This window comes from Amycolatopsis azurea DSM 43854 (assembly GCF_001995215.1).
GTDB classification, from domain to species: domain Bacteria; phylum Actinomycetota; class Actinomycetes; order Mycobacteriales; family Pseudonocardiaceae; genus Amycolatopsis; species Amycolatopsis azurea.
In genome coordinates this window covers 109,167-134,343 of the sequence record NZ_MUXN01000022.1, presented here as the reverse complement: position 1 = coordinate 134,343, position 25,177 = coordinate 109,167, and the positions used below count along the sequence as shown (strand labels likewise).

Sequence of the window (25,177 nt, the reverse complement as noted above, 5' to 3'; positions counted from 1 at the left end):
ATGGAGGAGACCGTGAACGACCGTCCTGAGTGGACAGCACTGCCCGACCTGGCCTCGCGGAAATTCGGCGGGACCGTGATGTGGGCGACGGACGAGTTGTTCGCCGAGAAGGAGAACCTGGTCAATCCGTGGGCGCCCGCGCATCAGACCGAGACGTTCGGGCCCAAGGGGCAGGTCTACGACGGCTGGGAGACCCGGCGGCACCGTGAGCCCGGCGACGACCAGGCCGTCGTCCGGCTCGGCCTGGCCGGCGTGATCACCGGTGTCATCGTGGACACCGCGTTCTTCAAGGGGAACTACCCGCCGTTCGTCTCGGTCGAGGCGTGCGCCGTCGAGGGGTACCCCAGCGCGGCCGAACTATCCACAGTGGACTGGGATGTGCTGGTCAAGCGCGGCGCGGCCGGGGGACACCAGGAGAACTACTTCGATATCGGCGGGAGCAAGCGCTACACGCACGTCCGGCTGACCATGCATCCGGACGGCGGAGTGGCCCGGCTGCGGGTGCACGGCACCCCGATCCCGGATCCGCGCCTGCTCGACCTCGGCGCGCTCGACCTCGCCGCGCTGGAGAACGGCGCGGTGGTCACCGGGTGCAGCAACATGTTCTATTCCTCGCCCAACAACCTGTTCTCGCCCGGTCTCGCCGCGCATCAGGCCGAGGGCTGGGAGACGGCGCGGCGCCGGGACGACGGGAACGACTGGGTCACCGTGCGCCTCGCCGGCGCGGGCGTCGTCCGGTTCGCCGAGTTCGACAACAGCAACCTCAAGGGCAACGCGCCGGGCTGGGCGGCCTTGAGTGGCCGGGACGGTGACGGCGAGTGGGTCGAGCTGCTGCCGAAGACGCGGCTGCAGCCGGACACGCGGCACCGGTTCGCGCTCGCCTCGGGGCCCGAGGTGACCGAAGTCCGGCTCGACATCTATCCCGATGGCGGGATGGCGCGCCTACGCCTCTTCGGAGCGCTCTCCGAACGCGGCCGTGCCGATGTCGCCGCGCGCTTCGAGGGTGCTCAGGGCTGAGCGCCGGGCCGGTTCAGGTACGCGGAGAACAGCGAGAGGACGATCCCGACCGAGAAGATCGCGGTGAGCCACACGGCGCCGTCGATGGACAGGTTCCACACCAGGGCACCTGCCATGAGCAGGGCCATGACGATGTTCCTGAGCTGCAGCGGCGTCGGTTTGGCCATACCGCCACCCTCTCACGTGTCCGGATTTTTCCAAGCGGCGGGCAACCCCGCAGATGTGACATGCGTAAGCGATGTGTCAACTTGTCACTTCTGCTGGGGAGAACCAAGTGTCAGTCGAAGCCCGAAGAATCCCGCGGCGGGGCCTCACGCTCGTCGCCGCGTGCCTGGCCGGGAGCGCCGTGTTCACCGTTCCCGCGCAAGCGACGTCGCCCCAAACGGCAGCACGTGCGCAGAACAAGCCGGTCGAGATCCTCTCTGAACGGACGGAGAACTCGGCCACTTTCGCCAATCCCGACGGCTCCTTCACCACCCAGGTGCACGGCGGCCCGGTCCACGTCCGCCGCGGCGGCGACTGGGTCCCGGTCGACCTGACGCTGGTCAAGGGCGCCGACGGTCTCGTCCGGCCGAAGGCGCATCCGCGAGATCTCGTGCTGGCGGGCGCGGGCGGCAAGGGTGATCTCGCCACCGTGGCGGGCCCCGACGGGAAGGTCGCCCTGCAGTATCCGGACGCGTTGCCCGAACCGGTGCTGAACGGCGAGGTCGCCACGTACCCGGAGGTCCAGCCCGGCGTAGACCTGCAGGTCAAGGCCACCCGGACCGGGTTCGAGCAGTTCTTCGTCGTCAAGCGCCGTCCTGATCGCGCGCTGACCTTCGCGCTGCCACTGCGGGCCACCGGGCTCACGCCGCGCACCGACGCGGACGGGAACACCCAGCTCGTCACGGCGTCGGGGGCGGTGGTCGGCGGCGTGCCCGCCGCCGAGATGTGGGACTCGCGGATCGACCGGCGCAGCGGCGACCCGGCCGCGAAGGTGAAGGTCGGGAAGGTCATGTCGGCCAAGGAACGGGGGACCCTCGGCCTGAACGTCACACCCGACGCCGGGTATTTCGACGACCCGGCGCGGGCCTACCCCGTCATCGTCGATCCCGGGGTCTCGTTGTGGACGAACTTCGACACCTTCACGCAGTCGAACATCGCCAACACCGATCAGTCGGGTGCCACGGAACTCCGCATCGGCACCTATGACGGCGGCGCCACGAAGGCCCGGTCGTATCTCCACTTCGACGTGGCGAGGTTCCGTGGCACGGAGATCGAATCGGCCACGTTGTCCTTGTGGGGCAATCATTCCTACTCGTGCTCGCCGCGCAACTGGGAGATCTGGGACACCGCCCTCGTCGGCACCGGCACCCGCTGGGCGAACCAGCCGCCGCCCTACACCCGCTGGGCGACGACGAACGCGACCCAGGGCAACAGCGCGGCCTGCCCGGCCGACTGGGTCCGGACCCCGATCGGGAACCTGATCGGCGCCTGGGCGGGCGCGGGGGTCACCACCGGTTCGATGGTGCTGAAAGCGGAGAACGAGTCGGATTCCTTCGGCTGGAAGAAGTTCTCGTCCAGTGAAGGCGGGAAGTCGCCGTACATCGAGGTGACGTACCGGAACCAGCGGCCGAATCCCGCCGCCGGGCACGACATCTCCGACCGCGTCGACGTCGGCGGCGTCATCCACACGAAGTCCCTCACTCCGACGCTGCGCTTCACGCCGACGGATCCCGACGGTGGCAACGTCACCGCGGTCTTCTACGTCTACGAAGGCGAAACGATGATCGGGGACTACTGGCAGTGGGACGTCCCTTCAGGTTCGACGGCCACCTGGACGGTGCCACCGGGATTGCTGCAGGAAAACCACAGTTACCGGTTCCGGGCCACCACGTTCGACCCGGGCGGGGAGTTCGGCGACGACGCCTGGGTCTCGCTGCAAGCGGTGTCGAGCGGTCTCTACGCCGACGTCGCCGCGTGCGGCTGGAACAACGGGACCAAGGTGCAGCAGTGGCCGTCGAACGGCGCGGACTGCCAGAAGTTCTTCCCGTGGGGCACCGGTGACGGCTACTACCAGTTCCGGGCCAAGCATTCCGGGCAGGTGCTGGACAACACCGGCTGCAGTACGGCCAGCGGGAACCCGGTGACCACCTACGATCGTGTCGCCGGCGCGTGTCAGAAGTGGACGATCGAACCGCAGACCGTCGGCACGGGGGTGTACCGGTACGCCGTCCAGAACGCGGGCAAGCTGCTGGACCAGGGCTGCACCGGTACCCAGGGTGCTCCGCTGTTCATCTGGGACCGGATTCCCGGCCGTGGCTGCCAGAACTGGCGGATGCCCGTGTCCCCGGCGAACGGGGTCACCGTCCAGTGGCTGCCGTTCACGGTGAGCACCTCGGTGCGATAGCGGTCAGGGGGCGGACTGGCGGCGGGAGCTGATCACGCCGGTGTTGAAACCGGCGAGGTGGAGCCCACCGGCGAACCGGGCGTGCTCGATCTTGACGCAGCGGTTCATCACCACGTCCAGTCCGGCCTCTTTCGCCTGATCGGCGACGGATTCGTGCCACAGGCCCAGCTGGAGCCAGAGCGTGCGCGCCCCGGCCTTGACGACCTCCTCGGCGACGCCGGGGAGGTCGTCGTGCTTGCGGAACACGCTGACCAGGTCGACCTCCCCGGGGACGTCGGCCAAGGACGGGTACACCGGCTGCCCGAGGAGTTCGTCCAGCCGCGGGTTCACGAAGTTGACCTGGTACTTGCTGGACGAGAGCAGGTACGTCGCGACGAAGTAGCTCGGCCGTGCCGGGTTGTTCGAAGCGCCGACGATGGTCACCGACCTCGTGCGCGAGAGGATGCGGCGGCGTTCGACCGCGCCGACGTCGTGGCTCATCCGGCCACCGCCTTGCCGAGTGCCTGATCGAGGTCCCACAGGATGTCGTCGACGTCCTCCAGACCGACTGACAGCCGGATCAGGTCCGCGCCGACGCCGGCCGCGCGCAGCTGGTCCTCGGAAAGCTGCTGGTGGGTGGTGGACGCCGGGTGGATGACGAGCGTCCGCGCGTCCCCGACGTTCGCCAGATGCGACAGCAGCTCGACGGAGTTCACGAAGGTTTCCCCGGCCCCGCGGCCGCCGTCGACACCGAAGGAGAACACGGCGCCCGGCCCGGCGGGCAGGTACTTCTTCGCGCGGTCATGGTGCTGGTGATCCGGCAGGCCCGCGTAATTCACCCAGGCCACCCTGCTGTCGTTCGCGAGGTACTCCGCGACGGCTCGCGCGTTGGCGACGTGGGCGTCCATGCGCTGCGGCAGGGTCTCGACCCCTTGCAGCAGGAGGAAGGCCGAATGCGGGGAGAGGACGGCGCCGATGTCGCGCAGCTGCTCGGCCCGGAGCCGGGTGCAGAAGGCGTACTCGCCGAAGTTCTCCCAGTATTTCAGGCCGCCGTAGCTCTCGACGGTCTCGGTCATCCGCGGGAACTTCCCGTTGCCCCAGTCGAACTTCCCGGATTCGACGACCACCCCGCCCAGTGTGGTGCCATGCCCGCCGAGGAACTTCGTGGCGGAGTGCAGCACGATGTCCGCGCCGTGCTCGATCGGACGGCACAGGTACGGCGTCGCCAGCGTGGCGTCGACGACCAGCGGGATGTCGTGGGAGTGCGCCAGCTCGGCCAGCCCGGCGATGTCGGCGATCCCGCCGCCCGGGTTGCCGATGATCTCGGTGAAGAGCAGCTTCGTCCGGTCGGTGATCGCGGCCGCGTAGTCCTCGATGCCGTCTCCGCTGACGAAGGTGGTCTCGATGCCGAAGCGGCGCAGCGTCCCGGTGAGCTGGGTGACCGTCCCGCCGTAGAGCCCGCCGGCGGACACGATGTGGTCGCCCGCCTCGGCGAGGGCCGAGAAGGTGAGGAACTCGGCCGCCTGGCCGCTGCTCGTGGCGACCCCGCCGATCGCGCCTTCGAGGCTGGCCAAGCGCTCCTCGAAGGCCGCGACCGTCGGGTTGCCGATGCGGCTGTAGATGTTGCCGTACTTCTGCAACGCGAACAGGTTCGCCGCGTCGGCCGCGTCCTCGAAGACGAAGCTCGTGGTCTGGTAGATGGGCACGGCGCGGGCGCCGGTCGCCGGGTCGGGTGTCCCGCCCGCGTGCAGGGCGCGGGTGCGGAAACCCCAGGTGCGTTCACTCATCGCGCCCGACGCTACCTCGCGTCCCACTCCGTGGCCATCGTTCCCAGCTCGTGGCTACTCGCGGTCCAAGGTGATCACGGTTTCCGCCCCTATGCGCCGGATCTTCGGTCGAGGTGGTCGTGAGTGGTAAGTGTCGTTAGAACGACCCAAAACACTCACGACACCCGCGCTACCCGAGGGCCGAGCGAAGCCGGCGGTCCCGTTCCTCCGGTGTCTGCCGGGGACAGCTGGTGCATTTCGGATTGCCCGCTTCGTAGATCAGGCAGCAGGAAGCACGGCGCACCACGGTGTTCCGCCCGATCCGCGAGAACCGCGGCTCCGGCATCCCGAGTCCGATCGCGGCCACGAGCGGCGCCGCCAGCGCGATCGCCCGGTCGGTGTCGCCGGTCCACAGGAGACGGTTGCCGATCGAATCCGTCGCGATCGCGCCCAAAGCTCGCGGATTCGCTCCCGTGACGCCCGAGATCGTCCCGATCGCGGTGCCCAGTGTCGCGGCGAACGCCTCGCCGAGTCCGGCCAGGCCGCCGTCCAGGACCCGGGACGACCGGGCACCGGTGAAGCGGCCGTCCGGAACGAGATCGATCGTGACGGCGTCGAGCGACGGGTCCAACGGCGCGTCGTCGCGCACGAGGGATTCCACCGACGGTGCGACGAGGACCGAGGACAGCGAGTACCACCAGATCGTGCCGAGCACTTCGGGCCGCGAGCAGCCGTAGAGCTTCGCCGCGCCGCCGATGCGGGCGCTGACCCAGGCGGCGTCGGCGAGCAGGGTCGCGGGCGCCTCCATCAGGGCACCGGCCGGTACAGCGTGACGTTGAACGACGTGGTGACGTCGACCGGACCGGTGATCGCGTCGAGGCGTTCCCGGCGTCCGTCACGGTGGAGGTGGTGCGCGCTCGGGCCCATCTCGACGACCTGGCGGACCTGGGCGGGCGACAACGTCACTCGCTGGGTGACCTCGTGCCGGTCCACTCGGCCGAACCGCTCGCCGAGGGTCTCCTCCAGCCGCGCGTCCTTGCCGCCGTCGACGGAGATCACCAGGTCGCCCAGTTCCCGCAGGTGCCCGGGATTCGGCGTCGCGACGACCAGCAGCCCTTCCGCGGCCAGGACGCGGTGGAACTGAGGGGCGTTGCGGGGCGCGAAGACGTTGAGGATCAGCGAGGCGCTCGAGTCCGCCACCGGCCAGGGTTCCCACAGATTCCACACGGCCGCGCCCGCGCGCGCGTGCGCGCGAGCGGCCCGGCGCAGGGCGACGGCGGACACGTCCAGCGCCAGTCCGTACGCGGCGGGGACGGCGTCGAGCACGTGCGCGAGGTAGTACCCCGTGCCCGCGCCGGCGTCGATGATCAGCCCGTTCCCGACGTGCTCCGAAGCCACCTTCGCGAGGGTATCGGCGAGAGGGAGATAAGCACCCGATGACAGAAGGTCGACACGGGCCGCGACCATCGGCGCGGTGTCCGCCGTGCCGGCCGGGATGCGCGCGTGCAGAAGATTGACGTAACCCTGCTTCGCTACGTCGAACGAGTGACCCCGTCCGCAACGCACCGTGCGATCGGCTGACCCGACCGGGTCGCCGCAGACCGAGCACAGCAGCGACCGGACGACCTCCGGTGGCAGTGGGTCATTGCCGTGCTCACGCGCGTTCATGGGGATATTCGACCACGACGTTTCGCAACCGGACAGAACGCACCCGGTCTCCGGAAACCTGCACGTAACAACGCCGTACCGACAGTTCACGCGGGTGAAACCTGAATCGCGGCCCGAGGAAACACCCCGGTCCAAAGATTTCTGCGCAGTACACCCCAGGCACGGGAGGAAGATTGTGCTGAACGCAGGAGACACCGCATGGGTGTTGATCAGCGCCGCGCTGGTCATGCTCATGACACCGGGATTGGCGTTCTTCTACGGCGGCATGGTCCGCGCGAAGAGCGTTCTGAACATGTTGATGATGAACTTCATCGCGCTGGCCGTCGTCGGTGTCCTCTGGACGCTGTACGGCTTCACGATGGCTTTCGGCAACGACGTGGGCGGAGGGCTGCTCGGTAACTTCGACTTCGCCGGACTCTCGAACATCTCCGGCAAGCTCGCCGGGTTCGCGACCGCCGCGACGAGCAGCACGCCCGAGGTCGCCTGGCCCGGCGCCGACGCGCTGCCGCTGTTCGCCTTCGTGATGTTCCAGCTGATGTTCGCGATCATCACGCCCGCGCTGATCTCCGGCGCCATCGCCGACCGCGCCAAGTTCTGGGGCTGGACGCTGTTCGTCGCGGTGTGGGTGACCATCGTGTACTTCCCGGTCGCGCACTGGGTGTTCTCGTTCAACGGCTTCATCGGCGCCGATTCGGTCGGCGGCTGGATCGCCAACCAGCTCAAGGCGCTCGACTTCGCCGGTGGCACCGCGGTCCACATCAACGCCGGCGCGGCGGGCCTGGCGCTCGCGATCGTGCTCGGCAAGCGCAAGGGCTGGCCGAAGGGCACCGGACGTCCGCACAACGTCCCGTTCGTGCTGCTCGGCGCCGCGTTGCTGTGGTTCGGCTGGTACGGCTTCAACGCCGGTTCGTCGCTGGCCGCCAACGACCTCGCCGCCGTCGCGTTCACCAACACCACCGTCGCCACCGCGGCCGCGATCCTCGGCTGGCTGCTCGTCGAGCAGATCAAGATCGGCAAGCCGACCACCCTCGGCGCCGCCTCCGGTGCCGTCGCGGGTCTCGTCGCGATCACCCCGGCCGCCGGGTTCGTCAACCCGCTCGGTGCCATCGCCATCGGTCTCGTCGCCGGTGCCCTGTGCGCCCTGGCGATCAGCCTCAAGTTCCGCTTCGGTTTCGACGACTCCCTCGACGTCGTCGGCGTCCACCTCGTGGGCGGTCTCGTCGGTACGCTGCTCATCGGCTTCTTCGGCACCACCAGCGTCAACTCGCTCGGCGTCGACGGCCTGTTCTACGGCGGCGGCCTCGGCCAGCTGGGCAAGCAGGCGCTCGCGGCCGCCGTGGTCCTCGGCTACTCGTTCGTGCTCACCTTCGTCATCGGCTGGGTGATCAAGAAGCTCGGCGGGTTCCGCGTCAGCGCGGAGGACGAGGTCAGTGGTATCGATGAGGCCCAGCACGCGGAGAGCGCGTACGACTTCACCGGTTCGGGCGGCGGCCTCGGCCAGCCGACCAGCATCCCGGTCAAGGCGCCCACCGGAAGCGCGGCCACGAAACTCGAGGAGAGCAAGGCATGAAGCTGATCACCGCGATCGTCAAGCCGTTCACGCTCGACGACGTCCGCTCCGCGCTGGAACAGCTGGGCGTGCTCGGCATGACGGTCAGCGAGGTGCAGGGCTACGGCAGGCAGAAGGGCCACACCGAGGTCTACCGGGGCGCCGAGTACTCCGTCGACTTCGTGGCGAAGCTGCGGGTCGAGGTCGTCACCGACGACGCCAACGTCGAGAAGGTCCTCGACGCGATCACCACCGCCGCCCACACCGGCAAGATCGGCGACGGGAAGATCTGGGTGACGCCGGTCGAGACGGTCATCCGGGTACGCACCGGCGAGCGCGGCTCGGACGCTCTATAGGCGTCACGGATGGCCGACGGGGGTGAACTGGTCAAGGCCACCGAGCGACTGCTCGAGGGCAGGCACGGGAGGCTAGGGGCGGCCGCGCTGCGGGCGGCCCTGGTCGACCTCTACGAATTCTGGTTGGGCAAGGGCGCCGCGGCGGCCGGTGTCGACACCGCTGAACCCGGTGTCGCGCTGGCCGCCGTCGGCGGCCTGGGGCGCCGCGAACTGGTGCCTTTCTCCGACCTCGACCTGCTGTTGCTGCACAACGGAAACTCCCGTGTCGGCGAGATCGCCGACGCGATCTGGTATCCGTTGTGGGACGCCAAGATCGGCCTCGACCACTCGGTCCGCACCCCGGGTGAGGCGCTGAAGGTGGCGTCCGAGGACCTGCGGACCGCGATGGGGCTGCTCGACGTCCGCCACATCGCCGGGGACGCCGAGATCACCGCCAGGCTGGCGGCCGCGGCGCGGGACCAGTGGCGGCGAACCGCCCGGAAACGGGTGGGCGAACTGTCGGACGCGGTGCGGCAGCGCTGGGCCCGCAGCGGCGAGATCGCGCAGTCCGCCGAGCCGGACCTCAAGCACGGCAGAGGCGGGCTTCGCGACTTCGCGGTCCTGGAGGCTTTGGCGGCGGCACAGCTGACGGCGAGACCCGGCGAGGAACTGCTGGCGGCCAAGAGCCTGCTGCTCGACGTCCGGACGGAGTTGCGCCGGGAACTGCGCCGGGAACGGGACATCCTCAGCGCGCCGGAGGCCGAGACGGTCGCCGGTGAACTCGGGTTCGGGGACAGGTTCACCTTGGCGCGCAAGCTTTCCGGCGTCGGCAGGACGATCGCGTACGCCGTCGACGTGGCGCTCCGGTCCACTGTGGAGCCGCCCAAGGCGCGGTTCGGGCGGCGGCCGGCGCGGACGCCGCTCGACGAAGGTGTCGTCCTGCACGGGAACGAGGTCGCGCTGGCGCGGGACGCGCTGCCCGCCAAGGACCCGGCGTTGCTGCTGCGGGTCGCGGCGGCGTCGGCGCGGATCCGCAAGCCCATCGCGCACGGGACCCTGCGGGCACTCGCCGACACCGCGCCGGAACTGCGCGCGTCGTGGCCCGCCGACGCCCTCAAGGCGCTGGTGGAACTGCTCGGCGCGGGAGAGGGCCTGGTCGACGCCGTCGAGGCGCTCGACCGCACGGGCCTGTGGGCGCGGCTGTTCCCCGAATGGGGTGCGGTGCGGGATCTCCCGCCGAGGTCGCCGGTGCATTCGTGGACCGTCGACAGGCATCTCGTGCGCGCCGCCGTGGAGGCGTCGAAACTGACGACCACCGTCTCGCGGCCGGACCTGTTGCTGATCGGCGCGCTGCTGCACGACATCGGCAAGGGCCGCGACACGGACCATTCCGAACTCGGCGCGAAGATCAGCGCCCAGGTCGCGGCCCGGCTCGGGCTGACATCGGCCGACGCGGCGCTGGTGTCGGCGATGGTCCGGCATCACCTGCTGCTGCCGCACACCGCGACCCGGCGGGACATCAGCGATCCGGCCACGATCCAGCGGGTGACGAAGACCCTCGACGAGAACCTGGTCCTGCTGGAACTGCTGCACGCGCTGACGACGGCCGATTCGCTGGCCACCGGTCCGGGCGTGTGGACCGACTGGAAGGCCCGGCTGCTCGCCGAACTCGTGTCCGGTTGCGAGGAAGCGTTGCACGGCAAGGGTTTCGTTCCGCCGGAGCCGATGGGCGCCGAACAACGGGAGCTCGTCGCCGAAGCCGTCAAGTCCGGCCGCGGGGAGGTGCGGATCACCGCCGCCGGCAAGGTCGTGACCGTGGTGCTCGCGGTCCCCGCCCGCGCCGAACTCCTGGCGCCCGCCGCCGGGGTGCTCGCGCTGAACTCCCTGGAAGTCCACGCGGCGGTGCTGCGCGGGCACGACGGGGGACGGGCGGGCGTGTTCACGGCATCGCCGAAGTTCGGCTCGCTGCCCGACGTCACGTTGCTGCGCGAGCAGTTCGCGCGGGCGGTGGCCGGGACGCTGCCGCTCACCCAGCGGCTCGCCGCGAAGGAACGGGACTACGGCGAGACTCCCACGGCGAACGCGAAGGTGATCTGGTTCGACGACGAGACCAGCGGACAGGACACCGTCGTGGTCGAGCTGCGGGCCGCGAACCGGATCGGCTTGCTGTACCGGGTCGCGGGCGCGCTGCGGCGATGCGAAGCCGAGGTGCGCTGGGCGAAGGTGGCCACCCTCGGTGGCGCCGTCGTCGACTCGTTCGCCGTCGCGCCGCGTACCGGCCGGGTCGACCAGGCGTGGCGGTCGAAGATCGAAGCCGCGCTGCTGGCGGCCGCTTCCTGACGGCCCCCGGGGGTGGGAGCAAAGGTCCCTTGCTCCCGCCCCGGGGTGTCGCGCGAAGTGCGGAGGGTGACGGTGGCAGGATGTGCGCGGTCGAAACCCGAAGGCGCCGGAGGGCGGTGAGCGCGTGCTCGGTCACGAGCAGAACCCGCCCGGACCACACCGGACCTCGCTGCCGCCGACCGTCGTCGCCTCCCACTTCCGGGCCTGCGCGGACGACCTGGCCGTCTCCCTGACCGCGTCCGGCACCGCCGCGACCGTCCCCGAACTGCTCAAGGTGGTCCGGCACCTCGTCGCGGGCCAGCAGGCGCTGGCCATCGCGCTCGAAGGCATGGCGGGCCGGGTCGAGGTCGGAAGCGAAGGCGCGCTGTCGACCGCCCCGGTCGTCGACGTCGAGGTCGTCGCGGAGGTGCTCCGAGCGGCCGCCACCGCTGTCGACTGTTCGGCGGAAGCGCTCGCCGAATCACGCCCGTCATTCGAATGTGTGAGCGAATCAGTGGCCCCTGACACCCGTTTGTAGCTGTCCCGCCGCTTCGGCGCGTGGATACGCTGATCAGGCGGAGGTGGGCCATGCGCGCGGTGTGGAAAGGCACGATCGGTTTCGGGACCTACGCCATCCCGGTGAAGGCGTACAGCGCGACCGAAGAGCACAACATCCCCCTCCACCAGGTGCACGAGCCGGACGGCGGCAGGGTGCGGGTGAAGTGGGTCTGCGAGGTCGACGGAGCCGAGGTGCCCACGACCGAGATCGCCAAAGGCCACCCCGTGCCCAACGGCGACGTCGTCCTGCTGACCGGCGGTGACTTCGCGTCGCTGCTCGGGCCGACCACCCAGTCGATGGACGTCGTCGGTTTCACCCCCGCCGAGCAGGTCGACTCGATGTACTTCGCGCGCAGTTACTACCTCGAACCGGAGCCGACCGGGACCAAGCCGTACGTGCTGTTGAGCGAGGCGCTGCAGCAGTCCGGGCGGATCGCGATCGTGAAGGTGACGCTGCGGCAGCGCGAGACCCTGGGCGCGCTGCGCGTGCGGGACCAGGTGATCCTGCTGGAGACGATGCTGTGGCCCGACGAGATCCGGCGGCCCGACTTCCCGTTCCTGCACGAGGACGTCGACCTGCGGCGCGGAGAGCTGCGGCACGCGGTCGCGCTGATCGAGGACCTCACGCAGGACTTCGACCCCGCCCGGTACACCGATCGCTACCGTGAAGCGCTCGAAGCGCTCATCCAGGCCAAACTGGACGGTGACGACGTCCTCCAGCCGACAGCCGCCGAACAGGCGGAGGGGGTGACGCGGCTGCTGGCGGCCCTGCAGCAGAGTGCCGTCGAAGCCGACCGTGCCCCGGTCGAGAAGGCCAGGGAGGCCGCGGACAAGGCGCGTCAGGCGCGGACGCGGGCGAAGCGGGCCTCGTCGTCGGCCAAGACCAGTTGAGTAGTTCTACCCAGGGACAGTTGGGGGTCTTCACGCTGCCGTGACCCTGTGGTGACCAGGCAAGGTTATGCCATCGCGCGGAGAGAAGCGCGGGGAGCGAAATCGCCTGGTACTGGGGGTCCGGCGATACCGAATCCCGCGAAACTCGCCAAGTGTGCTCACGGTCGGCTCGCGGGGAGGCGAGCCTTCCGTAGGGGCTCCGGTACCGGTCCGCGAGGGGCGACCGGTCCCGGAGCCCTGTTTTGCGTGCGGCCCGAGTCCGCAACCGTGTCAACGCCTGCGTCGAACACCGACTACCCTGGGAAGCCGCCGGTCCGTACCGGCAAGCCACAAACGACCCAGCTGGAGCGTGCACACCCGTGTTCGACACCCTCTCCGATCGGCTCACGTCCGCCCTGCAGACCCTGTCTCGCAAGGGCAGGCTCTCCGACGCCGACATCGACGCCACCGCGCGCGAGATCCGTATCGCGCTGCTCGAGGCGGATGTCGCGCTCTCCGTGGTCAAGGACTTCATCGCCCGCATCAAGGAGCGCGCCAAGGGCGCCGAGGTGCACGGCGCGCTGAACCCGGCGCAGCAGGTCATCAAGATCGTCAACGAGGAACTCGTCACCATCCTCGGCGGCGAGACCAGGCGGCTCACGTTCGCGAAGAACCCGCCGACGGTCATCATGCTCGCGGGTCTCCAGGGTGCCGGTAAGACGACGCTCGCCGGCAAGCTCGCGATGTGGCTGAAGAAGCAGGGCCACGCGCCGATGCTGGTCGCCTGTGACCTCCAGCGTCCCAACGCGGTCACCCAGCTGCAGGTCGTCGGCGAGCGGGCCGGGGTCGCGGTCTTCGCGCCCGAGCCCGGCAACGGTGTCGGTGACCCGGTCGACGTCGCCCGCCGTGCCATCGACGAGGCCAAGCGCGCCCAGCACGACATCGTCCTGGTCGACACCGCCGGTCGTCTCGGTGTCGACGAAGAGCTGATGAAGCAGGCCGCGGACATCCGTGACGCCGTTTCGCCGGACGAGACGCTGTTCGTCGTCGACGCGATGATCGGTCAGGACGCGGTCACCACGGCCGAGGCGTTCCGCGACGGTGTCGGCTTCACCGGCGTCGTGCTCACGAAGCTCGACGGTGACGCCCGCGGTGGTGCCGCGCTGTCGGTCCGCCAGGTCACCGGCCAGCCGATCCTGTTCGCGTCGAACGGTGAGAAGCTCGAGGACTTCGACCTCTTCCACCCGGACCGGATGGCCAGCCGGATCCTCGGCATGGGTGACGTGCTCAGCCTCATCGAGCAGGCAGAACAGCACTTCGACCAGGAGAAGGCCGAGCAGACCGCGGCCAAGCTCGGCAGCGGCCAGCTCACCCTCGAAGACTTCCTCGAGCAGATGCTCGCGGTCCGCAAGATGGGCCCGATCGGCAACCTGCTCGGCATGCTGCCCGGCGCCGGTCAGATGAAGGACCAGCTCTCCCAGGTCGACGACAAGCAGCTCGACAAGCTGCAGGCGATCATCCGCGGCATGACCCCCGCCGAGCGGGCGGATCCGAAGATCATCAACGCCTCGCGCCGGGTCCGGATCTCGAAGGGGTCCGGTGTCGCCGTCCGCGACGTCAACGACCTGGTCAACCGGTTCTTCGAGGCGCGCAAGATGATGGCGCAGATGGCGGGCCGCTTCGGCTTCGGCGGCGGAGGCGGCGGCAGCAAGAACCGCAAGGGCAAGAAGGGGAAGAAGGGCAAGGGGCGCGGCCCGACGCAGCCCAAGGTCCGCGGCGGCTTCCCCGGCGGCATGCCGATGCTGCCCCCGGGCGGCATGCCCGGCGGTGGGATGCCCGGCGGCATGCCCGACCTCTCCCAGCTCGGCGGCATGAACGACGTACCCGGGTTCGACCCGAAGAAGTTCAAGCTGCCGAAGGACAAGTAGCCCGTGGAGGCGCTGCACCTGGCGGGGGTCGTCCTGCCGGACGGCGAGCACCGCGAGCTGTGGGTCACCGGCGGCCGCATCACCACGGAACCGGTCGCCGGAGCGGAAACCGTTGTCCGGGAAGGCTTTCTCGTTCCCGGCCTGGTCGACGCGCACTGCCATCCCGGGATCGGGGTCGGCGGCCCGACCACGCTCGCAGAGGCCACCGAACAGGCGATCACCGATCGCGACGCCGGGACGCTGCTGATCCGCGACTGCGGGCTGCCGATCGACGTCCGGCCGTTGCAGGCTCGCGCGGATCTGCCTCGGATCATCCGCGCCGGACAGCACCTCGCCCTGCGCAAGCGCTACATCCCCGGTCTCGGTATCGAGCTCGAAGATCCTTCCGAGCTGCCGAAGGCGGCCGCCGAGCAGGCCCGTGACGGCGACGGCTGGGTCAAGCTCGTCGGCGACTGGATCGACCGCGGCGTCGGCGATCTCGCGCCCCTGTGGCCCGACGACGTCCTCGCCGAGGCCATCGCCGCCGCGCACGCCGAGGGCGCCAAGGTGACGGCGCACGTGTTCGGCCAGGCCGCCTTGCCGGGCCTGATCGACGCGGGGATCGACTGCCTCGAACACGGCACGGAACTCTCCTCGGACCAGCTCGGTGTCCTGGCCGAACGCGGGATCGCGCTCGTGCCGACCCTGATCAACATCGAGAACTTCCCCGGCATCGCCGACAAGGCGGGCAAATACCCGGTGTACGCCGGCCACATGCGCGCGTTGCACGCGGGCGTCGGCGACATGGTCTCGACGGCGATCGAGGCCGGTGTCCAGGTGTACGCGGGCAGCGACGCGGGCGGCATGGTCGAGCACGGCAGGCTCGTCGACGAGATCGAGGCGCTGCACAAGGCGGGCATGTCCGCGGAACAGGCACTGGCGTCGGCCTCGTGGGCCGCACGCGAGTGGCTCGGCGTACCCGGGATCGTCGACGGCGCTTCGGCGGATCTCCTTGTCTACGCCGAAGATCCGCGTGAGGACCTCGCCGTACTGCGCCATCCGAGTCACATCGTGCTGCGTGGCAAGATCTACGCCTGACCCGACTCCACCCGTGACCGGAGCGGCACTTAGCGTGGAGGCGTGGTGGACGACGGGCAGGCTCGCGAGCGTCTGGTGCTCGGAGCGCACTGGGGATTCGTAGCGTTCTTCGCGGGCATCGCCGGATATCACCTCGTCACGCTCGTCATGAGCTTCTTGCTGTCAGGCCGCTTCGGCGGCTACGACCCGCTCGAACTCCGAGATGTCGGCCCGCTGCTGATCCTCGCGTTCCTGCCGACCCTCGTGCTCGGCCTCGGCCCCGCGATCGGCTCCCGCGTCTGGGGGCAGGGGCTCCGCACGGACTTCGGGCTCAGACCCACCTGGCGCGACGTCCGGATCGGGCTCGCCTGCGGAGCGGCCGCGCTCGCCGCCGGCTACCTCCTCAACCTGCTCCTGCTCGCCGTCTATGGGACCGACGGCGACGACAGGACCTTCTCGGACGTCTCGCCGGGCCCGATCACCGAACTGTCCGGGACCGCCGAAGGCGACACCGTCTGGCTGGTGCTGGCCGCGGTCATCGTCGTCCTCGCCGCCCCGGTCACCGAGGAACTGCTCTTCCGCGGCTCGCTCTGGAACGCGATGGGCTTCCATCGCCTGCCCTCGTGGGTGATCCTGCTGGTCACCGCGCTGGTGTTCGCCCAGCTGCACGGGGAGGCCGCGCGCACGATCGCGCTGTTCGGCCAGGGCATCGCCATCGGTCTCGCCCGTTATCTCTCCGGGCGGGTGAGCGCGGCCGTCATCGCGCACGCCGCCAACAACCTCCCTCCGGCTGTATTGCTCTTCGCGGCGAGGTGATCGCCGCACGCGGCGGTTAGAGTCTGTGAGTAACCGAACGATCACCGGAGGATCGGCGTGACCGTATCTCAGCCCAGGGAGCCGATCCCCGAGGCCGCGCCGCCGGACGAACTCGCTGCCGGAGGTGAGGTGGCCGCGCCCGACACGCCACCGCCGCATCGCTGGGGATTCGGGGCCTTCCTCCTGGTGGAGGCCGTCCTGCTGGCGTCGGCGGCGTTCATCAGCGTCCTGCTCGGTGACGTCCAGCCAGGCCAGCCCCTGCCGATGCGCATGGTGCTGCTGGGCACGATGGTGCCGACGATGATCGCGGCCGGGGTCGCGCTGCTGATCACCCGCCTGCGGGGGAACGGCCCGGTCATCGACCTGCGGATCGGCTGGAGCTGGGCCGACGTCAAGGTCGGTCTCAAGCTCGGGGTGCTCGGGCTCGGGTTCACCTCGCTCGCCGCGTGGGCCTGGACGCAGGTCGTGGGCAACGAGAACGCGACGTCGGCGATCAGCGCGCTCGTGGAGGACCGGCGGATGTCGGTTTCGGCGGCCGTGGTGATGTTCATCTACCTGTGGCTGGTCGGGCCGATCTGCGAGGAGATCATCTACCGCGGCCTGCTGTGGGGAGCGGTCGAGCGGCTGACGTGGCGCACCGAACGCTGGGGGAGGATCGCGGCGTTCCTGGTCTCCACGGCCGTTTTCGCGGCGAGCCACCTCGAACCGCTGCGCACCACGTTGCTGCTGGTGATCGCGATCCCGATCGGGCTGGCCAGGGTGTTCACCGGGCGGCTGCTCGGCAGCGTGGTCGCCCATCAGGTGAACAACTTCCTCCCGGCCGTGACGATCCTTCTCGCCTCGCTCGGCATAGCCGCGTTCTGACGGCCGACCGGCATCTGGCAGAATGTTCGCTTGCCTGCTTTGGCCGGACCCTCTCACCGCGCCCGAGCTCACCCTTCGGGTGTGCGCAGCCGTGTCCCCACGCGGCAGGCGTGCGCCTTCCACATGCATCAGAGAGAACTGAGGAGTACCCACACCCGTGGCCGTCAAGATCAAGCTGCAGCGTCTCGGCAAGATCCGTGCGCCGTACTACCGCATCATCGTCGCCGACGCGCGCACCCGCCGTGATGGCAAGGCCATCGAGACGATCGGCAAGTACCACCCGAAGGAAGAGCCGAGCTTCATCGAGGTCGACACCGAGCGGGCCCAGCACTGGCTGTCCGTCGGCGCCCAGCCGACCGAGCCGGTCCAGCGCATCCTCGAGATCACCGGTGACTGGCAGAAGTTCAAGGGCCTGCCGGGCGCCGAGGGCACCCTGAAGGTCGCCGAGCCGAAGCCGTCGAAGCAGGACCTGTTCAACGCCGCGCTCGCCGCCGCCGGTGACTCGGCCTCCGCCGAGGCCACCACGCCGAAGAAGAAGTCCGCCCCGAAGAAGGCCGAAGCCGACAAGGCCGAGGCCGCCGAGGGTGACAAGGCCGAGGCGTGAGCTTCCTCGCTGACTCCCTCGAGCACCTGGTGCGCGGGATCGTCGACAACCCGGACGAGGTCCGGGTCGAGCTGCTGACCACGCGTCGTGGCCGCACGCTCGAGGTGCACGTGCACCCCGACGATCTCGGCAAGGTGATCGGCCGGGGCGGTCGTACCGCGACCGCCCTGCGCACCGTCATGGGCGGCATCGGTGGCCGCGGCGTCCGCGTGGACGTCGTCGACACCGATCGCTGACCAGGGACACAGGAACACATCGGGATGGACGTCGTAGTCGGCCGGATCGCCAAGGCGCACGGAATCCGCGGGGAACTCGCGGTGGACGTGCGCACGGACTCGCCGGAACAGCGGTTCGCGGTCGGTTCGGCCGTCACGACGAAGCTGCGTGACGGCAGCAGCAGAAACCTCACCATCGCAGCCGCCCGCGAACACAGCGGGCGGCTGCTGGTGCGTTTCGAAGAGGTGCTGACCAGGGACGTCGCGGAAACCCTCCGCGGCGCGCTGCTGATCGCCGACACCTCGACGCTGCCGCCGACCGAAGACCCCGACGAGTTCTACGACCACGAACTCGAAGGCCTGCGGGCCGAACTCGCCGACGGCACGGTCGTCGGCAAGGTGCTCGAAATCGTGCACTCGCCCGCCGGCGAACTGCTGTCGATCGAGCACGACGGACGTGAGGTGCTGGTGCCGTTCGTGAAGGCGATCGTCCCGGCCGTCGACGTCGCGGGCGGCCGTGTGGTCCTCGACCCGCCGGAAGGCCTGCTGGACGCCTGATGCGCCTCGACGTCGTCACGATCTTCCCCGAATACCTCGACCCCCTCCGCGCCGCGCTGCTCGGCCGCGCGATCGACCGCGGCCTCATCGAGGTCGGCGTACACGACCTGCGAAACTGGACGCACGATGTCCACCGCGCGGTCGACGACGCGCCGTACGGCGGCGGACCCGGCATGGTGATGAAACCGCAGATCTGGGGCCCCGCCCTGGACGACGTCTGCGGCGAGAACACCCGCCTCGTGGTCCCGACCCCCGCCGGTCGCCCGTTCACCCAGGCCATGGCCCACCAGTACGCCGCCGAGGAACACCTGGTGTTCGCCTGCGGCCGCTACGAGGGCATCGACCAGCGCGTGATCGACGACGCCGCGAAGCGGATGCCCGTCGACGAGGTCTCCATCGGCGACTACGTGCTCGTCGGCGGCGAGGCCGCGGTACTGGTCATGGTCGAAGCCGTCGTCCGGCTACTGCCCGGCGTACTCGGCAACGCCCGCTCCGCCGAGGAGGACTCGTTCTCCGACGGCCTGCTCGAAGGCCCCAGCTACACGCGTCCGGAGGTCTGGCGGGACCTGGCCGTACCGGACGTCCTGCGCTCCGGAAACCACGCGCTCATCGACCGCTGGCGCCGCGACCAGGCACTGGAACGCACCGTACGGCGCAGGCCCGAACTGATCGGCCTGCTGCCGGAAGGTAGTCTCGACAAGCACGATCTCAAGGTCCTCGACCGGTTGGACGAGGGCAGCGGCCAGGCCGGGTCAAGCACCTGAGTCCCGGTCTGCAATACTTGACAGGTTGGCGTGAGTGGACGCGCGGCTTCGCAGCCGGCGCCGTACACCGGAACGCCATCAGCCCCCGGGTAGGTCGCAGTGCCCGACACTGCGCGCCCAAGCTGTACGTAAGCCATACGAAGACGAGGACGGACCACCGATGAACACCCTGGACGCGCTGGACGCGCAGTCACTGCGTTCCGACATCCCGGACTTCCGACCGGGCGACACGCTCAAGGTTCACGTCCGCGTCATCGAGGGCAACCGCGAGCGTAACCAGATCTTCCAGGGCGTCGTGCTGCGTCGCCAGGGCGGCGGCATCCGCGAGACCTTCACGGTCCGCAAGGTGTCGTTCGGCATCGGCGTCGAGCGCACCTTCCCGGTGCACTCGCCGAACATCGCCGAGGTCGAGGTCTTCAAGCGCGGCGACGTCCGCCGGGCGAAGCTGTACTACCTCCGCGAGCTGCGCGGCAAGGCCGCCAAGATCAAGGAACGCCGCGAAAACCGCGAGACGACCTCCGCCAAGTAGGTAGCCACACGGTTACAGGTAACCTGGCGTCGTGGTCGAACCCGTGTCCCAGAGCACCTCCGATGACGAACCCGATCGCCCCGAAGAGGAGCGCCCCACCCGGGCCTCCCGACGGGGCCGATCCGGTTCCAAGAAATTCGGCAAGGTCAACAAGAAGCGGTCGTTCTGGAAGGAACTGCCGATCCTGATCGTCGTCGCGCTCGTGCTGACGATCTTGATCCAGCAGTTCCTCGCGAAGGTCTACATGATCCCCTCGGGATCGATGGAGACCACCCTGCACGGCTGCGCCGGGTGCACGGGCGACCGGATCCTGGTCGACCGGATCACGTACGACTTCACCGATCCCGGCCCGGGCGACGTGGTGGTCTTCAAGGGACCGCCGGCGTGGGCGGGCGAGATCGAGACGCCGGAGTCCAGCAACATCTTCGTCACCGGCTTCCGCGCCCTCGGTTCGCTGATCGGGTTCGCGCCGCCGGACGAGCGCGACTTCGTCAAGCGGATCATCGCGGTCGGCGGCCAGACGGTGCAGTGCTGCGACAACAACCGGGTCGTCGTGGACGGCAAAGCGCTCGACGAGCCGTACGTCCACTGGGAAGAGGGCATCGCGCCCACCGAGAAGACGTTCGAGCCGGTCAAGGTGCCCGCCGGATACGTCTGGGTGATGGGCGACAACCGCAACAATTCGAGCGACTCCCGTTTCCAGGGCGGCGGTGGCGTGAACGGCGCCGTCCCGGTCGACAACATCATCGGCAAGGCGCGCGTCATCGTGCTCCCGCCCGGCCGCTGGGGTGGCGTTTCGGACCACAACCCGCAGGCGAGCGCGCAGCCGGTGGCGCTCGGAGCGTCGGCCTGGCAGCAGGGGCTTCCCCTGGGCGTCGGCATCGCCGCGGCGTGGCCCGTCGTGTTCCTCGGCAGGCGGATGTCGTCCGGAGTCCGCAAGGCGGTCGACCGGAGGCGGTAAGGCCTTGAGAGTTCCTGTACCGCTCACACCGGCCGATCCGCTTCGGCCGCCGCGGGCAGTGGTGCGTGGCGACCTCTTCTGGGGGTTGCAGGGCGCGCTGGACCGGCGGGGCCTCGGGCCCGTCGCCGGAGTCGACGAGGCAGGGCGCGGCGCTTGCGCCGGCCCGCTCGTCGTGGCCGCTTGCGTCCTGCGTCCCGGTGACGCCGCCCGGCTGCCCGAGCTCACCGATTCGAAGGTGCTCACGGCCAAGGCCCGCGACCGGGTCTACGACCGCGTCGTCAAGCGTGCCGTCGACTACGCGGTCATCGTCATCCCGGCGGCCGAGGTCGACCTGCTCGGCATCCACGTCATGAACCTCGAAGGCATGCGGCGTGCCGTTTCGGCGCTGCGGGAAACGCCGGGCTACGTCCTCACCGACGGGTTCCGCGTGTCCGGGCTGCCCGCCCCGAGCGTCCCGGTGATCAAGGGGGACAAGGCCGTCGCGTGCGTGGCGGCGGCGTCCGTGCTGGCCAAGGTCACGCGGGACCGGATCATGGGCGACCTGCACGACGTCCACCCGCACTACGGTTTCGACGTGCACAAGGGGTACAGCACCACCGAGCACAGCGCGGCCCTGAACACTCACGGTCCGAGTCCGGTCCATCGCTGGTCGTACGCCAATGTGGCCACCGCGGCCGCCGCGCACCGGGTGCGGCCGCCTCACCCGGTCGTGCTGACCGTCGCGGCACTGGAAAACCCGAGCGTGCCGATACGTGCCCTCGGCCCTTACGTGGGTAACAATGAACGCTCCGCCGCTGGAGTAGCAGCAGAATCGCGAGGAGGGGCGCGGATTTCATGAGCGCAGAGGATCTCGAGAAGTACGAGACCGAGATGGAGCTCTCGCTTTACCGCGAGTACCGCGACATAGTCGGCCAGTTCTCGTACGTGGTGGAGACCGAGCGGCGATTCTATCTGGCCAACGCCGTCGACGTGCAGGTGCGCGACGGCGGCGGCGAGGTGTACTTCGAGGTCCGGATGTCCGACGCGTGGGTCTGGGACATGTACCGGCCCGCCAGGTTCGTCAAGCACGTCCGGGTCATCACGTTCAAGGACGTCAACGTCGAGGAACTCGACAAACCCGACCTTCGGCTGCCCGAGGACGGTCCGTTCTCCGGCTGATCCCCGGAAGTACGTGAAGGCCCCCTTCATCGCGTCTGTCGCGGTGAAGGGGGCCTTCACGTTCCCCTAGCACGAGCACCGACGATTTCCGGCCCGCGACCTCCCGCGGCGGCCGAGTTGTCCACAACACCCCGGTTATCCACAGGCGGGCGAATCAAGCCTGGTCCACCCCCGCTCACCCTGGCAGCGTTGATCGCACACGCACTGTGACGATCGCTGAGGGGGATCGAGATGACGAGCACGGCCGAACAGCCGACAGCCGGGGCATCGCCCATCGAACTGGGCCGGTGGGGAGAGGAACTCGCGGTCCGGCATCTGGAGAAGACGGGCTACGTCGTCCTGAGCCGCAACTGGCGTTGCCGTGACGGCGAGCTGGATCTTGTGGCGACCGATCGGAAACGCCTCGTCTTCTGCGAAGTGAAGACGAGGTCGGGGCTGGGCTTCGGTACTCCCGCCGAGGCGGTGAACCCGGCCAAGGCGGACCGCATCCGCCGCCTGGCGCACCAATGGCAGCACACGTTCATGCTCCGCTGGTGCCCGGTCCGCTACGACATCATCGCGATCGTCGCCCGGCCCGACGCCCGGCCGCGCGTGCGGCACATCAAGGCGGCGTTCTGAATGGCGCTGGCGAAAGCCTGGTCCGTCGCGCTCCTGGGCGTCGACGGCAGGATGATCGAGATCGAGGCCGACATCGGCGGCGGATCGCCGAGGGTGACGATGGTCGGGCTGCCCGACACCGGGCTGAAAGAGGCCAAGGACAGGGTCCGTTCCGCCGTCCGCAATTCGGGTCAGACCTGGCCGGACGAGAGGGTCATCCTCGGTCTGTCCCCGGCGAACCTGCCGAAGGTGGGGTCCGGCTACGACCTGGGTATCGCCGCGGCGGTCATGGCCGCGACGGGGTCGGTCCCGGCCACGAAGCTGCCGCACACCGTCCTGCTCGGCGAGCTCGCCCTCGACGGCCGGGTACGGGCCGTCCGCGGGGTCCTGCCGGGACTGCTGGCGGCGCGCAACGCCGGGTACCGGCGAGCGGTCGTGCCCGCCGAGTCCCTGTTCGAAGCCGCCCTCGTGGACGGGATGGAAGTCGGCGGCGTGGCCCGGTTGAGCGATTTCGTGGACTGGCTCAAGAGCGAAGGGGAACTCGTCCGGCCGGAGCCGTTCGCCGTCCAGGAGCCGGCGCCGGTACCCGACCTCGCCGATGTCGTGGGACAGCCGGAAGCGCGGTGGGCGCTGGAAGTGGCCGCGGCGGGCGGCCATCACCTGCTCATGACGGGTCCGCCCGGGGTGGGCAAGACGATGCTCGCGAAACGTCTCCCCGGTCTCCTTCCCCGGCTGTCCGCCGAAGAGTCGTTGCAGGTCACCGCCATTCATTCGATCGACGGTTCGCTCTCCCCGTCCGAACCGCTGGTCACCGTGCCGCCGTTCGTCGCGCCGCACCATTCGATCAGCGTGCCCGCCCTGATCGGCGGTGGCAGCGGCCTGGCCGTTCCCGGTGCCATCAGCCGGGCGCACCGGGGAATCCTGTTCCTCGACGAGGTCTGCGAATTCGGCCCGGAACGGCTGGAGTCGCTGCGCACGGTCCTGGAAGAGGGCGAGGTCCGGATCGCGAGGGTGAAGGGCGCCGTGCGGTACCCGGCTCGTTTCCAGCTGGTGCTGGCGACCAACCCCTGCCCTTGCGCACCGGCGAAGGAGGCCGATTGCACCTGCTCGGCGTCCGCGCGAAGGCGGTACTTGGGCCGGCTGTCCGGACCACTACTCGATCGGGTGGATTTACGGGTCCGGCTGCGTCCGCTTTCCGCGCTCAGCGCGCATTTGAGCGAGCCGCCTGAAGCGTCCCTGGCCGTCCGGGAACGGGTTCTGGAGGCGCGCGAGCGAGCCGGAAAACGCTGGGCGGAACACGGCTGGCCGACGAACGCGGAGGTGCCCGGTCCGGTACTGCGCCGTGAGTTCGCCCTGCCTTCGCAGGTCACGGCCTTGCTGGATCGTGCGCTGGAGCGGGGCGCGATCACCGCGCGCGGTGCGGACCGCTGTCTCCGCATCGCTTGGACGCTCGGCGATCTGAAGGGAGCCGACAAGCCGGAGGCGGACGAGGTGGCGGCGGCGTTGAACTTCCGAGAGAGGTCATCCGGATGAGTGAACTCGACGCCGAACGGATCGCGCGGTCCTATCTCTTGCGCGTGGCCGAGCCCCCGGCGCCCGCCTTGGTCGGTTTCGTGGGCGAACACGGCCCGATCGTCGCCGCGGAACGGGTGGCGCGCGCGGACTGCCCGCCGAAGGTCCGCGACGAGACGGCCGCCCGGCGAGCGCACGACTACGCCGAACGCGATCTGGAACGAGCCGCCGCCGGCGAGACCAGGCTCGTCATCCCCGAGGACGACGAATGGCCTGCTTGGCCGCTGCTTTCGCTGGCCGTCGCCCAAGGCAGGGGCGTCTCCGGTGCGGCGCCCCCGCTGGCGCTGTGGGTACGCGGTCCGGTCAGGCTCGACGAGGCGGTGGACCAGGCGATCGCGATCGTCGGCGCCCGGGCGGCGACCGAGTACGGCGAGCACAACGCGGCCGAGCTGGGGTATCACCTGGCGAGCCGGGGGATCCCGGTGTTCTCGGGGGCGGCGTACGGCATCGACGGCGCGGCTCACCGGGGCGCGCTGAGCGCGGACGGCACGACGGTCGCCCTGCTCGGCTGCGGGATCGACGCCGGATACCCGGCGCAGCACACGACCTTGTTGCGCACCATCGGGAAAACCGGCGCGGTGGTGAGCGAGTACCCGCCGGGCACCTCGCCGGCCAGGCATCGCTTTCTCGTCCGCAACCGGCTCATCGCGGCGCTCACGGAAGGGACCGTCGTGGTCGAGGCGGGCAGGCGCAGCGGCGCGCGGAACACGGCCGGCACCGCGGGGGTCCTGGGCAAGGTCGTGATGGCGATGCCGGGACCGGTGTCGTCGGGGATGTCCGCCGGCTGCCACGCGCTGATCCGCGAAGGCGAGGCCACGCTGGTGACCTCGGTCGACGAGGTCCTGGAGACCGCCGGACGGCTGGGGGAGCCGGGCACGGATCCGGCGAAACCGCGCCGCCACACCGATCGGCTCGGTCCGGAGGCACTGCGAGTGCACGACGCGCTGTCCGAACGATCGCCGAGGCCCGAGGAACGGATCGCGGCCGAGTCAGGGGTTCCGGTCGATCGCGTCCGCGCGCTGCTTCCCGGACTGGAGCTCGACGGTTTCGCGGAAAGGGGTGACACAGGGTGGCGAAGACGGCCCGCCAGGACCTGACTGGCCTA

At 69.7% G+C, this 25,177-nt stretch carries 27 protein-coding genes; 22 read left to right on the top strand and 5 right to left on the bottom strand.

What is annotated here, in order from left to right; all coding sequences use genetic code 11:
* Positions 1–1,017 (top strand): allantoicase, encoded by a 1,017-nt coding sequence (alc, locus tag B0293_RS27865; protein WP_005154774.1) that lies wholly within the window; start codon positions 1–3, stop codon positions 1,015–1,017.
* Here alc and B0293_RS43770 read toward each other — a convergent pair.
* Positions 1,008–1,184, bottom strand: coding sequence for a hypothetical protein (locus tag B0293_RS43770; protein WP_005154771.1), 177 nt, complete (start codon positions 1,182–1,184; stop codon positions 1,008–1,010). The two genes, alc and B0293_RS43770, sit on opposite strands and share 10 nt — an antisense overlap.
* Positions 1,185–1,291: 107 nt before the next feature.
* Here B0293_RS43770 and B0293_RS27860 point away from each other — a divergent pair, with 107 nt between their 5' ends.
* Positions 1,292–3,406 (top strand): RICIN domain-containing protein, encoded by a 2,115-nt coding sequence (locus B0293_RS27860; RefSeq protein WP_005154765.1) that lies wholly within the window; start codon positions 1,292–1,294, stop codon positions 3,404–3,406.
* Between the two features lie 3 nt (positions 3,407–3,409).
* On the opposite strand, the gene B0293_RS27855 is transcribed toward B0293_RS27860, so the two are convergent.
* The 4 genes from B0293_RS27855 to B0293_RS27840 all read right to left on the bottom strand — a co-directional run bounded on the left by B0293_RS27855 (position 3,410) and on the right by B0293_RS27840 (position 6,819).
* Positions 3,410–3,886 (bottom strand): CoA-binding protein, encoded by a 477-nt coding sequence (locus B0293_RS27855; RefSeq protein ID WP_005154763.1) that lies wholly within the window; start codon positions 3,884–3,886, stop codon positions 3,410–3,412.
* Positions 3,883–5,172: an O-acetylhomoserine aminocarboxypropyltransferase/cysteine synthase family protein gene (locus B0293_RS27850; protein WP_039916784.1), complete on the bottom strand. Its 1,290-nt coding sequence runs from the start codon at positions 5,170–5,172 to the stop codon at positions 3,883–3,885. Before B0293_RS27850 ends, B0293_RS27855 begins: the two co-directional genes overlap by 4 nt.
* 169 nt (positions 5,173–5,341) lie before the next feature.
* A complete protein-coding gene (locus B0293_RS27845) occupies positions 5,342–5,959 on the bottom strand; it encodes a (2Fe-2S)-binding protein (protein ID WP_005154759.1) in 618 nt (205 codons plus the stop codon).
* Positions 5,959–6,819, bottom strand: coding sequence for a putative RNA methyltransferase (locus B0293_RS27840; RefSeq protein WP_005154757.1), 861 nt, complete (start codon positions 6,817–6,819; stop codon positions 5,959–5,961). The genes B0293_RS27845 and B0293_RS27840 overlap by 1 nt, the downstream gene beginning before the upstream one ends.
* Before the next feature lie 175 nt (positions 6,820–6,994).
* Here B0293_RS27840 and B0293_RS27835 point away from each other — a divergent pair, with 175 nt between their 5' ends.
* The 20 genes from B0293_RS27835 to dprA all read left to right on the top strand — a co-directional run bounded on the left by B0293_RS27835 (position 6,995) and on the right by dprA (position 25,169).
* On the top strand, positions 6,995–8,389 hold the full coding sequence (locus tag B0293_RS27835) for an ammonium transporter (protein ID WP_005154747.1): 1,395 nt from the start codon (positions 6,995–6,997) through the stop codon (positions 8,387–8,389).
* Positions 8,386–8,724: a P-II family nitrogen regulator gene (locus tag B0293_RS27830; protein WP_005154745.1), complete on the top strand. Its 339-nt coding sequence runs from the start codon at positions 8,386–8,388 to the stop codon at positions 8,722–8,724. Before B0293_RS27835 ends, B0293_RS27830 begins: the two co-directional genes overlap by 4 nt.
* A 9-nt stretch (positions 8,725–8,733) precedes the next feature.
* Positions 8,734–11,043, top strand: a complete 2,310-nt coding sequence (locus B0293_RS27825; RefSeq protein WP_005154744.1) for a [protein-PII] uridylyltransferase — start codon at positions 8,734–8,736, stop codon at positions 11,041–11,043.
* 124 nt (positions 11,044–11,167) lie between these two features.
* Positions 11,168–11,560, top strand: a complete 393-nt coding sequence (locus B0293_RS27820; RefSeq protein WP_005154743.1) for a hypothetical protein — start codon at positions 11,168–11,170, stop codon at positions 11,558–11,560.
* Between the two features lie 50 nt (positions 11,561–11,610).
* Entirely contained in the window at positions 11,611–12,471 is an 861-nt protein-coding gene (ku, locus tag B0293_RS27815) for a non-homologous end joining protein Ku (protein ID WP_005154741.1), read from the top strand.
* Between the two features lie 359 nt (positions 12,472–12,830).
* Positions 12,831–14,378 carry a signal recognition particle protein gene (gene ffh, locus B0293_RS27810; protein ID WP_005154738.1) on the top strand — a complete coding sequence of 516 codons (1,548 nt, stop codon included), beginning with the start codon at positions 12,831–12,833 and terminating at the stop codon, positions 14,376–14,378.
* 3 nt (positions 14,379–14,381) lie between these two features.
* A complete protein-coding gene (locus B0293_RS27805) occupies positions 14,382–15,455 on the top strand; it encodes an amidohydrolase family protein (RefSeq protein WP_005154734.1) in 1,074 nt (357 codons plus the stop codon).
* Positions 15,456–15,500: 45 nt separating this feature from the next.
* Positions 15,501–16,250 carry a CPBP family intramembrane glutamic endopeptidase gene (locus B0293_RS27800; protein WP_005154732.1) on the top strand — a complete coding sequence of 250 codons (750 nt, stop codon included), beginning with the start codon at positions 15,501–15,503 and terminating at the stop codon, positions 16,248–16,250.
* 57 nt (positions 16,251–16,307) lie between these two features.
* On the top strand, positions 16,308–17,114 hold the full coding sequence (locus B0293_RS27795) for a CPBP family intramembrane glutamic endopeptidase (RefSeq protein ID WP_005154730.1): 807 nt from the start codon (positions 16,308–16,310) through the stop codon (positions 17,112–17,114).
* 157 nt (positions 17,115–17,271) lie between these two features.
* Positions 17,272–17,718 (top strand): 30S ribosomal protein S16, encoded by a 447-nt coding sequence (gene rpsP / locus B0293_RS27790; RefSeq protein ID WP_005154724.1) that lies wholly within the window; start codon positions 17,272–17,274, stop codon positions 17,716–17,718.
* Entirely contained in the window at positions 17,715–17,954 is a 240-nt protein-coding gene (locus B0293_RS27785) for an RNA-binding protein (RefSeq protein ID WP_003103110.1), read from the top strand. Before rpsP ends, B0293_RS27785 begins: the two co-directional genes overlap by 4 nt.
* A gap of 24 nt (positions 17,955–17,978) precedes the next feature.
* On the top strand, positions 17,979–18,491 hold the full coding sequence (rimM, locus tag B0293_RS27780; protein ID WP_005154722.1) for a ribosome maturation factor RimM: 513 nt from the start codon (positions 17,979–17,981) through the stop codon (positions 18,489–18,491).
* On the top strand, positions 18,491–19,255 hold the full coding sequence (gene trmD, locus B0293_RS27775; RefSeq protein ID WP_005154719.1) for a tRNA (guanosine(37)-N1)-methyltransferase TrmD: 765 nt from the start codon (positions 18,491–18,493) through the stop codon (positions 19,253–19,255). Before rimM ends, trmD begins: the two co-directional genes overlap by 1 nt.
* A gap of 160 nt (positions 19,256–19,415) precedes the next feature.
* The gene (gene rplS, locus B0293_RS27770; protein WP_005154717.1) at positions 19,416–19,784 is read left to right on the top strand and encodes a 50S ribosomal protein L19; all 369 of its coding nucleotides are present in this window, start codon (positions 19,416–19,418) and stop codon (positions 19,782–19,784) included.
* 31 nt (positions 19,785–19,815) lie between these two features.
* Complete coding sequence (gene lepB / locus B0293_RS27765) at positions 19,816–20,745, top strand: signal peptidase I (protein WP_005154711.1); 930 nt, start codon at positions 19,816–19,818, stop codon at positions 20,743–20,745.
* Between the two features lie 58 nt (positions 20,746–20,803).
* The gene (locus B0293_RS27760) at positions 20,804–21,583 is read left to right on the top strand and encodes a ribonuclease HII (RefSeq protein WP_005154703.1); all 780 of its coding nucleotides are present in this window, start codon (positions 20,804–20,806) and stop codon (positions 21,581–21,583) included.
* Positions 21,580–21,903: a DUF2469 domain-containing protein gene (locus B0293_RS27755; protein ID WP_003096226.1), complete on the top strand. Its 324-nt coding sequence runs from the start codon at positions 21,580–21,582 to the stop codon at positions 21,901–21,903. The genes B0293_RS27760 and B0293_RS27755 overlap by 4 nt, the downstream gene beginning before the upstream one ends.
* A gap of 231 nt (positions 21,904–22,134) precedes the next feature.
* Positions 22,135–22,521, top strand: a complete 387-nt coding sequence (locus tag B0293_RS27750; RefSeq protein ID WP_005154692.1) for a YraN family protein — start codon at positions 22,135–22,137, stop codon at positions 22,519–22,521.
* A complete protein-coding gene (locus tag B0293_RS27745) occupies positions 22,522–24,033 on the top strand; it encodes a YifB family Mg chelatase-like AAA ATPase (protein WP_005154687.1) in 1,512 nt (503 codons plus the stop codon).
* On the top strand, positions 24,030–25,169 hold the full coding sequence (gene dprA / locus B0293_RS27740; protein ID WP_005154686.1) for a DNA-processing protein DprA: 1,140 nt from the start codon (positions 24,030–24,032) through the stop codon (positions 25,167–25,169). Before B0293_RS27745 ends, dprA begins: the two co-directional genes overlap by 4 nt.
* Positions 25,170–25,177: the final 8 nt, after the last annotated feature.